13 protein-coding genes are annotated in these 16,121 nt (G+C 60.9%); 11 read left to right on the plus strand and 2 right to left on the minus strand.

Annotated features, from left to right (window positions below):
• Positions 1-10: 10 nt before the first annotated feature.
• From IPF49_04485 to IPF49_04500, 4 genes are read left to right on the plus strand one after another with little or no spacing between them, the layout of a single operon-like run.
• Positions 11-1,123, plus strand: a complete 1,113-nt coding sequence (locus IPF49_04485; GenBank protein ID MBK6286896.1) for a respiratory nitrate reductase subunit beta — start codon at positions 11-13, stop codon at positions 1,121-1,123.
• 10 nt (positions 1,124-1,133) lie between these two features.
• Complete coding sequence (locus tag IPF49_04490) at positions 1,134-4,025, plus strand: molybdopterin-dependent oxidoreductase (protein MBK6286897.1); 2,892 nt, start codon at positions 1,134-1,136, stop codon at positions 4,023-4,025.
• The gene (locus IPF49_04495; GenBank protein MBK6286898.1) at positions 4,022-4,699 is read left to right on the plus strand and encodes a molecular chaperone TorD family protein; all 678 of its coding nucleotides are present in this window, start codon (positions 4,022-4,024) and stop codon (positions 4,697-4,699) included. The genes IPF49_04490 and IPF49_04495 overlap by 4 nt, the downstream gene beginning before the upstream one ends.
• Before the next feature lie 33 nt (positions 4,700-4,732).
• Positions 4,733-5,206 carry an FKBP-type peptidyl-prolyl cis-trans isomerase gene (locus IPF49_04500; protein ID MBK6286899.1) on the plus strand — a complete coding sequence of 158 codons (474 nt, stop codon included), beginning with the start codon at positions 4,733-4,735 and terminating at the stop codon, positions 5,204-5,206.
• Positions 5,207-5,408: 202 nt separating this feature from the next.
• On the opposite strand, the gene IPF49_04505 is transcribed toward IPF49_04500, so the two are convergent.
• Entirely contained in the window at positions 5,409-6,593 is a 1,185-nt protein-coding gene (locus tag IPF49_04505) for an alpha/beta fold hydrolase (GenBank protein ID MBK6286900.1), read from the minus strand.
• Positions 6,594-6,913: 320 nt separating this feature from the next.
• Here IPF49_04505 and IPF49_04510 point away from each other — a divergent pair, with 320 nt between their 5' ends.
• Positions 6,914-7,345 carry a nuclear transport factor 2 family protein gene (locus tag IPF49_04510; protein ID MBK6286901.1) on the plus strand — a complete coding sequence of 144 codons (432 nt, stop codon included), beginning with the start codon at positions 6,914-6,916 and terminating at the stop codon, positions 7,343-7,345.
• A 117-nt stretch (positions 7,346-7,462) separates the two neighbouring features.
• On the opposite strand, the gene IPF49_04515 is transcribed toward IPF49_04510, so the two are convergent.
• A complete protein-coding gene (locus IPF49_04515; GenBank protein ID MBK6286902.1) occupies positions 7,463-8,902 on the minus strand; it encodes an FAD-binding protein in 1,440 nt (479 codons plus the stop codon).
• A gap of 318 nt (positions 8,903-9,220) precedes the next feature.
• Between IPF49_04515 and IPF49_04520 the strand changes: the two genes are divergently transcribed.
• From IPF49_04520 to IPF49_04545, 6 genes are all read left to right on the plus strand, one after another.
• Positions 9,221-9,679, plus strand: coding sequence for a nuclear transport factor 2 family protein (locus IPF49_04520; GenBank protein ID MBK6286903.1), 459 nt, complete (start codon positions 9,221-9,223; stop codon positions 9,677-9,679).
• 234 nt (positions 9,680-9,913) lie between these two features.
• Complete coding sequence (locus IPF49_04525; GenBank protein ID MBK6286904.1) at positions 9,914-12,415, plus strand: acyl-CoA dehydrogenase; 2,502 nt, start codon at positions 9,914-9,916, stop codon at positions 12,413-12,415.
• A gap of 233 nt (positions 12,416-12,648) precedes the next feature.
• Positions 12,649-14,298 (plus strand): acetolactate synthase, encoded by a 1,650-nt coding sequence (locus tag IPF49_04530; protein ID MBK6286905.1) that lies wholly within the window; start codon positions 12,649-12,651, stop codon positions 14,296-14,298.
• An 8-nt stretch (positions 14,299-14,306) separates the two neighbouring features.
• The gene (locus tag IPF49_04535) at positions 14,307-14,459 is read left to right on the plus strand and encodes a hypothetical protein (GenBank protein MBK6286906.1); all 153 of its coding nucleotides are present in this window, start codon (positions 14,307-14,309) and stop codon (positions 14,457-14,459) included.
• Positions 14,460-14,539: 80 nt separating this feature from the next.
• Entirely contained in the window at positions 14,540-15,193 is a 654-nt protein-coding gene (locus IPF49_04540; GenBank protein ID MBK6286907.1) for an EthD domain-containing protein, read from the plus strand.
• 145 nt (positions 15,194-15,338) lie between these two features.
• On the plus strand, positions 15,339-16,109 hold the full coding sequence (locus IPF49_04545; protein ID MBK6286908.1) for an SDR family oxidoreductase: 771 nt from the start codon (positions 15,339-15,341) through the stop codon (positions 16,107-16,109).
• Positions 16,110-16,121: the final 12 nt, after the last annotated feature.

Raw genomic sequence — 16,121 nt, forward strand, 5'->3', positions numbered from 1 at the left:
TCAGCTGGCCATGGTCTTTGACCTGAACAAATGCCTGGGCTGCCATACCTGCTCCATTGCCTGCAAGACCCAGTGGACCGGTGAAGAAGGCATGGAAAACATGTGGTGGACGGTGGTCAATACCATGCCCGGGGAAGGCACTCCGAAAAGCTGGGAAAGCATGGGCGGCGGCTTCGATGGCAACCACAATGCCAATCCCGGCCGGATCCCCTTGCGGGATGAATACGGCGAGGCGTGGAAGTTCAATCACAAGGAGGTCTTTGAAGGCGGCAAGGGCAAGAATGCTTATCTGCAGCCGGAGAGCAAGAAGGGGAAACCCGACTGGGGCGCCAACTGGGACGAGGATCAGGGTGCGGGCGAATATCCCAACTCCTACTATTTTTACCTGCCGCGCATCTGTAACCACTGCTCCCACCCGGCCTGCGTCGAAGCCTGCCCCCGGGGTGCGATCACCAAGCGCGAGAAAGACGGCATCGTGCTGATCAACGAGAAGCGTTGCAAGGGTTATCGCTTCTGCATGGCCGCCTGCCCCTACAAACGCATCTACTTCAACCCGTTGAAGGACACCAGCCAGAAATGTATTTTTTGTTTTCCCCGCATCGAGAAAGGGGTGGCACCGGCCTGTGCCCGCCAGTGTCCGGGGCGTATGCGTTTTGTCGGCTATCTCGATGACGAGGACGGACCGGTTCACCAGCTGGTCCACAAGTACAAGGTTGCGCTGCCGCTGCACCCGGAATACGGCACCGACGCCAATGTTTTTTATGTTCCACCGCTGTCGCCACCGAAGCTGGATATTGACGGCAAGCTGCTCGAGGACCAGCCGCGGATACCCATCGAGTACCTGCGCAATCTGTTCGGCGAGCGCGTCGACGGGGTGCTGGAGACCCTCAGACAGGAGATGGGCAAAAAACAGCGCGGCGAAAAATCCGGGTTGATGGACTCATTGATCGTCTACAGCTGGCCCAGGGACATCTTCCCCGGCTTCCCCGAAGATCCAGCCCGCCTGGAGCAGGTATTGAACAAGCCGATGGCCCGCAACATCGGCAATGGCCCAGGTGCTGCGGGCGTCAATACCCTCCCGGATGACGGCGTCTTGTATCAGGAAATAAAGCTTCAGTCATAAGGAGGTCGCCATGGCCACGGGTGTGAATCGGCGCTCATTCTTGAAAGGTAGCGCTAGCGCCTCGCTGATGCTCTGCATGGGGCAATTGAGCTGGGCAGCCGGAGCGGGCCGGACGGCCTTCACCGATCTGCTGGCGGGAGAGAATATCGTCTATGACGGCTTTCAGGATTTGTACCGGGAGAAGTGGCAGTGGGACCGGATTGCCAAGAGCACCCACTTCGTCAACTGCTGGTATCAGCGCAACTGCAGCTGGAATGTTTATGTAAAGAACAACATCGTCTGGCGCGAGGAGCAGTCGGCCACCTATGAGCAGGTTGACCCCAACGTGCCCGACTTCAACCCCCGCGGCTGCCAGAAAGGCGCCTGCTACAGCCAGCGCATGTACGACGCAGGGCGCCTCACCCATCCGCTGAAACGGGTCGGGGAGCGCGGCGAAGCCAAGTGGATGCGCATCTCGTGGGAGGATGCGCTCAACGAGATCGCCGACAAGTTCATCGATGTGGTCACCACTGATGGTGCCGGTGCGGTGACCTGGGATCCGGGCACAGCCAATGCGGGCGGTGGCGCCTCGGTGGCTACGCACCGGGTTGGTCATATCCTCGACACGCCGTTGATCGACGTAAACACCGAAGTGGGGGATCATCACCCCGGAGCCCAGACCACCGTCGGCAAGATCTCCTTCTCGGGTTCCATGGATGATCTGTTCTATTCGGACCTGATCCTGATCTGGGGTGGCAACCCGGTCTACACCCAGATCCCCAACGCCCACTTCATCAACGAGGCCCGCTATAACGGTGCCCACATCGTGACCATCGCCCCGGACTTCAACGCCTCCTCGGTGCACGCCGACACCTGGCTGGGGGTCAATCCAGGCAGCGATGCGGCGCTGGCCCTGTCGCTGGTGCAGGTCATCATCGAGGAAGGCCTGCACCAGAGCGAGTTCATCAAGGAGCAGACCGATCTGCCGCTGCTGGTGCGGATCGACAACGAGCTGTTCCTGCGCGAGAGCGATATGGAAGAGGGCGGAGCCGAGGATCTGTTCTATGTCTACGACGCGGCCAGCGGGCGAGTCAGGCAGATGAACAACAAGACCCTGGCACTGGCGGAACTGAACCCTGCGCTCGAGGGTGAATACACCGCCAACACCAGGGACGGGCCGGTGCGGGTCACCACGGTATTCAGCAAGCTGCGCAAGCAGGTCAACGACAGCTATACCCCGGAACAGACTTTCAGCACCACCGGCGTACACCCGGACAATGTGCGCAAACTGGCGCGCCGGATCGCCAACGCCAGAGCCGCGGTCTGCGTCGCCCAGTCCAGCTTCTCCAAGTACTACCACGGTATGGAGATGGAGCGCTGCCAGATCCTGGTGCTGACCATCTGCGGCCAGATCGGTAAAAAAGGCAGCGGTATCACTGGCTTCCCGGCCATTTCCCCGGACGGCGGCGCCTCGTTTGTGAACCTGCCGGGTGGTCTGCCCATTTCGCTCGGCACCCTGGCGGTGGCCAAGGATGTACTGCCCACCATCATCAAGGGCAAATTCAAGGGCAATACCATGGAGGCCATCCTCTATGAGATTGTCCAGGATGCGTACCGCGATGGCGGATACGTGGCGGGCAATCTGTTCTATTACAACGTCGGCTTGCAGGCGCTGTACGGCAGCGCGAAAAAATACGACCCCACGATGAAACGGGAGCTGAACGATTTTCTCGAGGAATCCTACAGCAAGGGCTGGCAGATCCGCCCGGAACAGACCCGACAGCGTATTTTCTTCGAGATCGGGGGCAATATCCTGCGTCGTGCCCGGGGCTACGATGTACTGGAGAAAACCCTGGTCAAGGAGCTGGACCTGCTCGTCACGGTGGACTGGCGGATGAGCAACACGGCCCTGCACAGTGACTACGTGCTGCCGGCGGCGGGCTGGTACGAGAAGGACGATATTCTCTGGGCGACTCCGCTGTCGCCCTATATTCATATCATCAGCCGTGCTACCGAGCCCCTGGCCGAATCCAGATCAGACTGGGCGTTTCATTGCCTGATGATGAAAGCGATACAGAATCGCGCCAAGGCGCGTGGTATCAAGTACTTCAAGGATCGCAAAGGTCGGGATCGCCGCCTGGACGATGTCTACGACCAGTTCACGTTCGGTGGCCAGTTCCACGAGGACAATCCCGAGGCGTTCCTGGAAAAAGTCTTGGAAAACACCACTAACCTGGACGGTATCACCTGGGAAGAAATCAAGGAAAAAGGCTTCCAGCGGGTCACCGGCCTGGGCAATCACTTTATCAATATCGGCAATGCCACCGATATCAAGCCCAATGAGACCATTACTGCCAATACCTGGCACACCGAAAAAAAAGAGCCTTGGCCAACCCTGACCCGTCGGCTGCAATTTTATATCGACCACCCTTATTACCTGGAGCAGCAAGAACAGTTGCCGGTGCACAAGGACAGCCCGAAGATCGGCGGTGACTACCCGCTGATGCTGGTGGGCGCGCACACTCGCTGGTCCATCCACGCGGCCTGGCGCGACCAGCCACATCTGTTGCGGCTCGGTGGTCGCGGCGAGCCAACGGTGTGGATCAATACCGAGGACGCCACAACTCGGGGTATCAAGGACAACGATCGGGTTCGCGTGTTCAACGACATCAACGGTTTCGAGACCTTGGCCAAGATCGTGCCCAGCCTGCGTCCCGGGCAGGTCATCATTTACCACGCCTGGGAGCCCTATCAGTACAAGAACCACAAGTCCTATGGCACACTGACGCCCAGCCCACTCAATCCGTTGTCGGTGGCCGGTGGTTATACGCATCTGCAGCCGATGCCGGATGCCAACACGGCGGGACCCACCGATCGCGATACCCGTGTCGAGGTTGAACTGATCAGAAACCTGGCGTCATGAGCAATACAGCGGTCATCACGGATAGCACCTGCGACCTGGAGTCCGCGACCGTCGTTCGCAGCAAGCTCCATCAATTGTTTGCGCTGGCGATCACCTACCCCGATAGCGAGTGGGTGGCCGCAGTAAAGGCTGGCGAACTGGCTGAGAACCTGATGGGACTGCTGGGGCAGCTGGATGAGAACCTGCTCAGGGAAATCGACCGCAACGCCCTGTGTGACAGCGGCGCCGACGAGACGGCCCTGGCGGTGGAGTACACCCGCCTGTTCGACGTCGGCGGTGGTGACTCGCTGGTTTCTCTCTACGGAGGCCACCACCATGGCGGGCGCACAACGGCCATGGAAGAGGTGCTGCGCTTCTACCATCACTTCGGCTTGCAGTTGGATCATTCCCGGAACGAGCTGCCGGATCATTTGATCAGCGAACTGGAGTTTCTGCACTTCATGACTTTCCAGGAGGCCAGAATTGAAGCCCGGGGACAGGACGCCAGCCACTACCAGCGGGGGCAGAAAGATTTCATTGAACGCCAGGTCGGGCGCTGGTTTCCCAAATTACGGGGCAAGCTGCAGGATCAGCAGCCACTGCGCTATTATGCGGTGCTTTTTGAATTGCTGGGCCGGTTCCTGCAGCATGAGCAGCAACGGCTGAGCCCCATATTTGTGCGTGCGGCAGGCTGAATGACGCGCCGATTGAGAGGCTAAAAGCCCGGCATGGAAGACATAGCCAAACTTGAAGGCCTGATGCAGGCCATGAAGGTGGACGGCAAGCTGATTGCCTTCGAATACACCCTGAGCACTGGTAATGGAGAGATCATCGATTCCAATGTCGGGCAGACCCCGATGTTCTTTCAAACCGGTGTCGATGAGTTGCTGCCGGACCTGGAGGAAGCGCTGCTCAGCATGGCGGTCGGGGAACGCAAGCAGGTGCTTATTCCGCCGGAACGTGCCTATGGTCCGATTACGGAAAAAGCCCACCGCGTGTTCCCGCTGGCATCGATACCCGAAAAGGCCCGCCGCATCGGGCACAAGCTGATGTCCCGCACGCGCGACGGCGCAGAGCGGATGGTGGAAGTGGTCGCCGTCGGGGACGACAAGGTGGTGCTGGATTTCAACCACCCGCTGGCAGGTCAGAGCCTGCACTTTGATGTGACGGTCATCACCAGCGAGCAACTTTCAGGCGCTTGACCTGACGCGTTGCAGCCTGTCACCGGGGCACAAGTGTCAGTGGCGAGCGCGTTCGCAATCCGCGCGCAGCCGAGCGTTTGCTGCAATTGCGCGAAGTGCTGCATACCCGGGTTGGCTCAATCAGAACGCCACCACGCGCTGATCATCGGTTGGGGCTTCACGCGGGCGGGACTCCGCTTCCTCTTCGCACTCGAGTTCCGGCCTAACGGTAGGTCCGGAACATGTCCCGGATGTCCGTTACCAGGATCGCGGGCTCCTCCGCCGGCGCGAAGTGGCCACCCTTTTCGTGGACCCGCAGGAAGACGCGGTTGTAGTAACTCTCGGTCCAGGCCGTGTCGCCGGGGGCCATGTCGGGCTCGAATAGGGTGATGCCGGTGGGGGCGGTGACGACGGGCTGACCCGCGTGGTCGGGCTTCCAGGGGTTGCGGCCCGCTTCGGCGTAGTAGCGGACGGAGGTCGCGAAGCTGTCGCTCAGCCAGTAGATCATCATGGTCGTGAGCAGCTCGTCCTTGGTGAAGCGGCTCTCGACGTCGCCGCGGGTGTCGGCCCAGCTGCGCCGACGCTCGAGGATCCAGGCGCAGAGGCCCATCGGCGAGTCCTGCATCGCCCAGGCGAGGGTCTGGGGATCGAGGTGCTGAACCGCGACGTGGCTCGCGAACTTGCGCTCCCAGGCGAGCAGCTCCTGCTTCTCGCCGGTGCCCCGCGCGATGGTGTCGAGGCTGCCGCCGATCGACCAGGGGCGGTCGCCGGAGAAGAACTCGAGGGGGGCGAGGCCGGTGATGTGGACGCCGTGGACGCGATCGGGGTAGCGGTGGCCGAGCTGGAGGGTGACGAGGGCGCCCCAGTCGCCGCCGTGGGCGCAGAAGCGATCGTGGCCTAACACATCCTTCATCAGGGTCGCCCAGAGGTCCGCCGTCCGCCACCAGTTGATGCCCGTCGTCGTCAGCGGGGTCGAGAACCCGAAGCCCGGAAGCGAAGGGACGACGACGTCGAAAGCGTCGTCCGGATCGCCGCCGTGGGCAGCGGGATCGGTCAGGGGACCGATCACCTTCTGGAAGTCCCAGAAGGTCCAGGGCCAGCCGTGGGTCAGGAGCAGAGGGCGTGTCCGACGTCCCTTTCCCTCGATCTGGAGGAAGTGGATCGGGATGCCTTCGATCTCGACGCGGAACTGGCGATGGGCGTTCATCGCCTTTTCCTGCGCTCGCCAGTCGTAGCCGTCCCGCCAGTACGCGACGAGCTCCCGGAGGTATTTTCCGTTCGTGCCATAGCGCCAGTCATCGTTCCCGAATTCGGGCGCCCAGCGGATGTTCGCGAGTCGCCGCTGCAGGTCGTCGAGGCGCTCTTCGGGAACCTGGATCGTGAAGGGAACGGGCTGCGGGGCGCTCATGCGGATTCCTCTCGTGACTCGCTGGAACAGGGTTCGGGATCGCCCGCGTTCCACGCGCCGTGGCGCGCGTGCTGGCGGCTTCCCTGCCGGGCCGTCGCGCTGGCGGATACCGCTGCATGGCTTGCCGTCGGCGACAAGCGACAGATGCCGTCGCAACTCTAGCAAATGCAATGACTCGACAGCGAGGGCGAACCGCTGGCGTCATGAAGCAGCAAGCGCCGATCAGCACCATGAATGTTTTGTGAATTGATCTTCTCGCGCGAATTCATGATCATGGTGCGATCAGTGTTGATTGCCGTACAACTTTCGAGGATTGATTCATGCCGACTCGCCAGCAGATCGAACACGCCATTCATACGCATTTCGATACGTGGAACAAGCAGGACAAAAGCGGTTGGATGGCCAATTTCGCCGTCGATGCCGTACTGGAGGATCCGGTCGGTGGTCCGGTCAAGACAGGCCGCGAAGGGGTGGAAAAAAGCTGGGATAATTCGTTCAAGGAAGGGCACTTCTGGACCATCGAGCCCGTGCTGATGCAGATCTGCACCAATCAGGCTGCACTGCACGTCAGAAGCAAAGGCAGCATCGACGGCAAGTCGATCGAAGTTGAAGGTATCGAAGTTTATACGATCGACGATGCCGGCAAGATCGCCTATATCCGCACGTACTTCAACCCGCCGGCCGGAGTGGCACTGGACCCATACTATTCGCAGGCGGCCTGTTCACCAGTGACCACGAAGATATCCAGCTGAGTTTCGCGGCACTCGACGACCCCACTCGGGTGACGCTGTACAACGCCGGCAAGGCGAGCATCAAGGGCGCCGAAGTCGATTTGACGGCAGTGCAGTCTCGTCTGTCGAACCGCGAACTCAGGCGATGCGCTGGCCGGCATGCCGACCCGCCCTGCGTCCGAAAAAGCTCGCCTGTCCGAGGCCGGTCCCGCTGGCATAGCCGATCCCATCCTGCGCGATTGTCGAGGCCGCGCTGCCTGCGGCGTATAACCCCGGTATTGCCACGCCCTGCGAATCCAGCACTTCGGCATGCTCGGATACCCGCAGCCCACCGAGCGTGAGTCCGCAGAGATACTGCGCCTTGCCGAGTGTCAGGTCGAAGGCCGCGAATGGAGCGGTATCGAGGGGTTTCAGCCAGTCCGGATACTTGTGAAAGACGGGGTCTGCTCCATTCGCTGCGTGGCGGTTGTAGTCAGCCAGTGTTTTCTGCAGCGAGCCGGGCGGCAGATTCAGCCCGGTTTCCATTTCCACGATGCTTTCCCAGCCGTCGATCAACGGCTGGCACTGGTATTCGGGATAGGCAAAGATCTCGGCATCCACGATCAGGTACGCGGCGCTGCCAGGTTGCGCGAGCGTCATCGCGCCGGTACGGCCGTGATAGGAATCTTCCGCGACAAAGCGCTCGCCACGGGTGTTGACCACGATTCCTTTCAGCAGGCGCGCATCGGGATAGAACGGTGAAGTGATCAGCGTGCCGTGCATATGCCGTGTTTCTCCGCCCGCGGCTTCGCCGATCAGGATGCCGGAGCCGTCATCATTTAACGTGCCCTGACGCTCGACCTGCGCGAGTTGGGGGATATAGCGTGCAACCAGTTCCTCGTTCCTGTTGAAGCCGCCGGTTGCAATCACGACGCCGCGGCGCGCGCGGATATCGCGTGGCCCGCCTGACATCATCAGGCGAACACCAACCACGCGCTGCTGCGCATCGATTACCAGCGCGCTGGCGCGTGCATCCACCACCAGACGGACACCCGCATTGTGTGCGCTCTCGCTCAGCGCACGCATCGCGAACGCACCGCCCTGATCTCCCTCGATCGCGACCTTGTGGCCGCGCGGCGCGGGCCTGGCCTGTTCGCGATAGGGCCAGACCTTTTCGTTGCCGCTCCAGATCAGGCAGTCCTTGCCCGCCTGCAGCACGGTTTTCTGCGGATGATAGCTGCGTTCGAACTCCACGCCGTGGGCTTCCAGCCAGTGGAAATGCTCAACGCTGTGCTCGCAGTAAGCGCGGATGATCGCGGGTTCGGGTTCGGGAGAAACCGCGACGAGGTATTTGTACATTTCCTCGACCGAATCCTCGAAGCCGCAGGCCGTCTGCACCGGCGTGCCGCCGCCGAGATAAAAATGTCCGCCCGCCAGTGCGCTGGTTCCCCCGGGCCCGGATGCGCGCTCGACCAGCAGCACATCGGCCCCCGATTCGCACGCCTCGATCGCCGCGCAGGTACCTGCCATGCCCGCACCGAGCACGATCACATCGGCCTCGTCGGACCAGTGCGCGATTGTCTCCTGATTCACCAGCATTTGCGTCTCTCCCTCTTCCACATGCTCACGACGCGTGATGATCGGCCGGAAAAGCGGTGATCGCAACGTCCTGCCTTTTCCAACGGAACATGAGCCTGAAGCGGAGCTTCAAACTGAATCACCCCTTCAGTATGATCTCGTAGTGGAAGATACTCATCATTTGCGTGAACTGATTCACGCCGAAGCGGAGTATCCGCAACGCGGGGCGGGCCATCTGCGGCTCTGTTTGCTCGCGGCCAGAGCGTAAGTATGTCAGCCGAGCAACGTTTTAAGACACTTCACCAATAAAAAGGAGGAACTGGAATGACGCCGGAAGACCTGGTTGAGATCGAGTTGATCAAGCAGTTGAAGGCCCGCTACTACATGCTGATGGACCAGAAGCGCTGGTCTGAATGGGCAAATGTGTTCTGTGAAGACTGCACGATCGACTCAACCCAGGACGGCGCCCCGCTGATTCACGGTCGCCAGGCCTTCGTCGATTTCCTGTCGCCGATGCTGCAGGAGGTCAAGACCTGCCATCATGGCCATATGCCGATCATCGACCTGACAAGCCCCACAACGGCTGTGGGCACTTGGGCCATGGAAGACATGCTCTGGTTTCCCGAAGGCCACGAGAGGCGTTTTCTTTGGGGCGTCGGCTGGTACTTCGAGAAGTATCGAAAGGACAACGACGGCCAGTGGCGCATCCTCGAGTTGAAACTCCGCAGGACACGCGTCGAAGTAGACGGCAAGGAAGTCTTCGCGCCGGACGCTCCCCCAATGATCGGGCTACGGTGAGCGGTACCCGGTTCTCAGTAATGATTCCGCCAGTGACAGACAATAAAACCCGCGCGTGGAAATCGTGATCTCTGATCAGGTTGGCCGCGCAGAGGCACGTTCACACTGCTTCATGCCAGGCTTGCAAACCTTCCCCCGGCTGGGCTGGGCGCATCCACCCCGGCCGGGGTTCCTTGACCCAAGCACTTTACTGGCGTAACACTGATTCAACGGCACCCATCAAGGGAGTTCACAATGAGCGTTTTGCTTCTGCTGATCAGCGCGCTGGTATTGATCTATCTGGGAATAGGCGGAACCCCTGCGGCCACCGTGCTGGTGATTGCAACGATCATCGGCGCAAGTATCGACGAGTGGCACTTTTTGAGTCTGTTTCTGGGCGGCGCTGCCCTCGCCCTGAGCTTGATGCTGCTGTTTCCCGGCAAGCTGCGCAAGGAAAGGCTGAGCAGCCCATTATTACTCTGGGTTCGAGGCAAACTGCCAAAGTTGTCCGATACCGAAGCGCAAGCGCTGAAGTCCGGCACCGTGGACTGGGACGGTGAACTGTTCTCCGGCCAGCCCGACTGGTCAAAATTACTCGATGCCGCCCCGGCCCACCTGACTGACGAAGAGCAGGCTTTTCTGGATGGACCGGTGGAAGAGCTGTGCGCCACGCTCGATGACTGGAAAATCACCAACGAACTCTACGATTTGCCGGAACAAGTCTGGGCCTTTATTCGCAATAACGGCTTTTTCGGTTTGGTGATCCCGAAACAAGACGGCGGCAAAGGCTTTTCCAACACCGCACACTCTGAAATCGTGATGAAGTTATCCACCCGCAGTGTGTCTGCTGCCGTTACCGTCATGGTGCCCAACTCTCTCGGCCCGGGCGAGCTGTTGATGCATTACGGCACCGACGCGCAGAAACAACACTACCTGCCCCGGCTGGCGGGCGGTACCGAGATTCCCTGTTTTGCGCTGACTTCACCGATTGCCGGTTCCGATGCGGGTGCAATCCCCGATAAAGGCATCGTGTGCAAAGGCGAATGGAATGGTGAACAGGTACTGGGTCTGAAAGTGACCTGGAACAAGCGTTACATCACCCTGGCCCCGGTCGCCACTCTGATCGGGCTGGCTATCAAGGTGTATGACCCCGACCGGCTGCTCGGCGGTGATGATGAAGTTGGTGTGACCTGTGTCCTGGTGCCTGCGGACCTTGACGGTGTGCACAGCGGTGCGCGCCACCTGCCCATGAACACCGTTTTCATGAACGGGCCTACCTGGGGCACGGAAGTGTTCATTCCCATGGATCAGGTCATCGGCGGGCAAGAGATGCTGGGCCGTGGCTGGACCATGCTGTTGGAGTGCCTGTCCATCGGTCGCTCTATCTCACTGCCAGCACTGGGCACCGGTGCCGGCAAGGTCGCGTGCCTGGCTGCCGGCTCCTACGCCCTGGTGCGGGAACAGTTTGGCCGTTCCATCAGTCAGTTTGAAGGCGTTCAGGAAGCACTGGAACCGATCGCCGGTTATACCTACATGATGGATGCCGCACGCTTGTTGACCGCGGGCATGCTCGATCGTGGCGTCAAACCGGCCGTGCCCTCGGCCGTGCTGAAGTACCGCAATACCGAGCTGATGCGCGAGGTGATCAATCACGCCATGGATGTGGTGGCCGGGCGCGGGGTTATTGGCGGGCCGCGCAACTTCCTGGCGCGCGCCTATCAGGCCGTCCCGATTGCCATTACCGTTGAGGGCGCCAACATCCTGACCCGCACCCTGATGATATTTGGTCAGGGCGCCATTCGCTGCCACCCCTATATCGTCGAGGAAATAGCAGCCGCCGGCATGGACGACCAGCATGCGGCGCTCGACAAGTTTGATGGCGTGTTCTACCGCCACCTCGCCCACACCACCCGCAACGCCTTGCGTGCTCTGGTTCTGGGCCTGACCCGCGGCATTCTGGAGCCGGTACCGGATCAGGGCGACATTCGTCCCTGTTACCGCCAGCTCGCGCGCTTCTCTGCCGCTTTTGCGCTGATGACCGATGTCACTCTGCTCACGCTCGGTGGTGGCCTCAAAGCCCGCCAGCGCTTGTCGGGGCGCATGGCAGACTGTCTGGTGCACCTGTACTACGCTTCCGCCATCATCAAACAATGGCATGAAGAAGGGTATCCGGCGGATCAACGCTCCCTTGTCGAGTGGGGGCTGAAAACCTGCCTGCGCGATCTGCAAATCCAGATGCGGGCGTTGATCATCAACTTCCCGGTACCCTCGCTGCGCTGGCCGCTGCGCTTGCTGGTCTTTCCCCTGGGTGCCACCGGGCTCAACGGCCCTGGTGACAAGCTGGGGACCAAAGTTGCCGCCACTATTGTGCAAGACAAACCAATCCGGGACCGTATCGCCCGCGGCTGCTACCGCACGGACGATCCGGACGACCCGCTGGGGCGGGTGCTCAATGCCTACAATCTGGCCAATGAGACCCATGAAATGCGCGAACGCCTGCACCAGGCCATCCGCAACCGCAATGAAGACGAGCTCGATGCCATTGCCCTGTTGATGGGCCACGAGCGTAAACAGCTGGTGGATTGGGCCTGTGAACAAAACATCATCCAGGGGGCAGAGTGTGACAAGCTGCTGGAAGCACTGACCGCACTGTACGACGTAATTCGGGTGGATGCCTTCGATGCCGACGGCCTCAAGGCACTGGCAACCGCTACCGCAGGCAAACGCCAGGTGATCGAACGACCGCCCATAGAGTAAGTGCGGTCCGAGGCAAGGAATTTCTTCAAGCCAACCAACTGCCTGCCCCAGTGCGGGCTCGGTTGTATCCCGACCGGGAGACCGTTGGTCTTTCTCAAAAATGCAACTCCGCCAGCCCCGGTCTCGAGGTGCAATGGGAATCGTCGCCAGTCCTTGCGGCTCTATGGGCCTGCGGCTATAGTCCCCGGAGCCTTTTTCCAGAGGCGGTCACGCCGCAGGGGGGTTGTTCGCCAATGGGATACATTCACGGAGGCAAGGTCGTTGCCAAGGCGCTGCGCGCCGAAAACGTTCCGTTCATCTTCACCCTCTGCGGTGGTCACGTGATGTCGATTTACGACGGATGCCTCGACGAGGGCATCCGGGTGATCGACGTGCGCCACGAGCAGACGGCGGGACACGCCGCCGACGGTTGGGCGCGTGTGACCGGGCAGCCCGGAGTCGCGGTGGTGACCGCCGGACCCGGATTGACCGACGCGGTGACCGCGGTGGCCAGCGCCCACCGGGCCAATGTTCCGATGATCTGCATCGGCGGCCAGGGCCCGCGGGCATTTCAGGACATGGGCTCGCTCCAGGACATGAATCACGTCGAGCTCATGCGGCCGATCACCAAATGGTCGGTGAGCGTTCCGTCCGCGAACCGCTTGGCGGAGTACGTTGCCACGGCCTTTCGCAAGGCGACCACCAACGTGCCCGGCCCGGTATTCCTGGAAATGCCGATCGATTTGCTATTCGAGCAGGTCGACGAGGAACAGGTGGTGTTTCCCAGGCAATACCGTACCGAAGCCGGAATCGCCGGCGATCCGCGGGCGATAGAGAAGGCCTTCGAACTGCTGCGCAAGGCCGAGCATCCGCTGGCGATCGTCGGCAGCCAGTATTGGTTCTCGAAGAATCGCGAAGCTTACGGCAAGTTCGTCGACACCTTCCAGATGCCGATCTACGTGAACGGCGCTGCCCGTGGCAGCCTGCCTCCGGGACATCCGCATTTCTTCCAGCAGACCCGCAAGGATGCGCTCAAGGGAGCGGATGTCGTCCTGATCTTCGGAACTCCACTCGACTTTCGCCTCGGTTACGGTCGTCCGTCGCACATCAACGCCTCCGCGAAGCTGATTCATGTCGATCTCGACGGCGGCGAGCTCGGCCGTAATCGCGCCTGCGAGGTCGGCATCATCGGCGACACCGGTGTGGTGATGAGCCAGCTCACGGAGCTCGCCGAGTCTGAGGGGTTCCAGTCGAGCCGCTACCAGCCATGGGTCAGCACTCTGCGCACGCTCGAGAACGACAAGTGGGAGAAGATGCAGCCGCAGATGAATTCCGATGCCGACCCCATCGATCCGCTGCGTGCCTGCAAGGAGATCGACAGCGTCGTCGATGACGATACCTTCATCATCGGGGACGGCGGTGACTTCGTGGGCACGGCCGCCTACACCGTTCGGCCGCGCAAGCCGGGGCACTGGCTCGATCCCGGGCCGCTAGGGACGCTCGGCGTCGGCCCGGGATACGCGATGGCGGCCAAGCTCGCCAACCCGAAGAGCAAGGTGTTCATCCTCTACGGGGACGGGGCCTTCGGCCTGCACGCCATGGAATTCGAGGCGATGGTGCGCCAGAAGATCAACGTGATCGGCATCATCGGCAACGATGCCGCCTGGATGCAGATCCGGCGCGGTCAGGAGCAGCTCTACGGCACGGAGCGGTCGGTCGCCTCGGCGTTGAGCCACACGCGCTACGACCGGGTCGTCGAGGCGCTCGGAGGCCACGGCGAATACGTGGAGAAGGCCAGGGACATCCGGCCGGCGCTCGAGCGTGCGATCGCCTCCGGAAAACCGGCGCTCGTCAACATCAAGCTCGGACGCAGCGACTTTCGCAAGGACTCGGTTTCGGTCTGAGCGGGGCCATGGATCGGACCGCGGGCATTGTCGCCATTGGCAACGAGACCCCGTCGGGCAAGGTCGCCGACACGAACTCGCCCTTTCTCGCGGGGGAACTTCGCCGCATCGGGGTGGACCCCAAGCGCAACGCGGTGATCCCCGACCGCGTCCTCGGTTGACAGAGAGTGGACGGCAGGCGGAGTTGCTGCCGTGGACATTCGTACTGGCCACCAACGCAGGGGCATTCAGGAGGTGAAAAATGAAAAGCTCGTGTCTGTTGACGCGCCGTGCAGACATGACACGGCAGGCGTTTCGTGAGTATTACGAGTGCAGCCATGCACCATTGGGAATGAGATATTTCCCATTTCAGAAGTATCTGCGCAATCACGTATTGGAGTCGTCTTCTGAAATCGACTTCGACGTGATCATGGAGAGCTGTTTCAGCGATCAGGTTGACGTTGCGGCCATCAACCATGGCGATGTGCGCTCGATCATGGATAGAGATGAGCGCACGTTCATGACGCAGGACTTGATCCGCTCGGCCAGTGTCGATGAAAAGGTACTTGGCGGGCCGCCGATCGATATCGCGGCACCGGGTACGCGGCGCCTGATGCTCCTCTTGAACGTGAGGGACTCAGCGATCCAGCCCTCTCTCGACGAGATTGCCCGCCCGTGGGCAACAGATTTGGCATGTCTGCCCGGGGTAAAACGCGTGAGTCTGGATACGGCCAAGCGGCAGGTTGCCGGATATGGAGGCTTTCCCTGCGCTGCGATCCTCAGTCTTTGGCTGGAAGGCAGCATTCCTTCGGTCAATGCACTCGCCGCTCCCGATCCCCTCAAACTTGAAACTTGCGTGCTGACACAAGTCTACGAGACGCCTTCGGAGGAGCTGGCCGCCCGATACCGTTCCTGATCGGCCGCCGACAATTTCCTGCGCGCCTGTGACGTCAAGACCGGTGAGCAATTGTGCTAAGGTCGGCTCAGTGAGCATTTGCTGCTTGCAGTATCGAATCAAGACGCAACATCGGGCCAGGCCCTAACAATCAAGGAGTTTTCAGATGAGCTTCAGCTTCGATTTCAAGGCCAAGGCGGTTCTGGTCACAGGCGGGGCATCGGGCATTGGCTATGCCACCGCCGACCTGTTTTCACGTTCAGGCGCGGATGTTGTTATTGCCGACATCAACGAGGAAGGCCTGAAGGCTGCCGCCGCAAAGCTGAAAGCAGCGCATGGCGGCAAGCTGTTCGCCGTGTCCTGCGATTCCTCCAACCCCGATAGCTGTACCCGGCTGATCGACGAAAGCCTGAAGCTGCTGGGCAAGCTGGACATCGTCTGCAATATCGCTGGCGTTCTGGCAAATGGCCCGACCGAGGATTTTTCGGATGAGAGGTGGCTGAAGGTGCTTTCCGTCAACCTGAACGGTCCCTTCTTCATCAGCAAGCGCGCGATCCCGCATCTGCTGGAAAGCAAGGGCTGCATCGTCAATGTGGCATCGGCTGCCGGGTTGGTCGGCATTCCTTATGGTGCCGCGTACAGCGCTTCGAAATCGGGCGTCATCGGGCTGACCAAGGCGATGGCCGCCGAATATGCACGCCGCGGCGTGCGGGTGAACGCCATTTGCCCGGGTCATGTACTGACGCCGATGACGGCGGGCGGCGCCGATTTCGGCCCCGGTAGCGACATGGAACTGTTAAGCCGCCTGTCTCCGCTGACCGGCAAGGGTTCAGACCCTTCGGAAATGGCGGCGGCGATCGCCTATCTGGCGTCGGATGCGGCGGTCAACGCCACGGGCACGATCCTGAGCGTCGACGGTGGGCAAACAGCAATCTGAGCGGGAGAGAAT

Source organism: Gammaproteobacteria bacterium (assembly GCA_016705365.1).
Lineage (GTDB): Bacteria > Pseudomonadota > Gammaproteobacteria > Pseudomonadales > UBA5518 > UBA5518.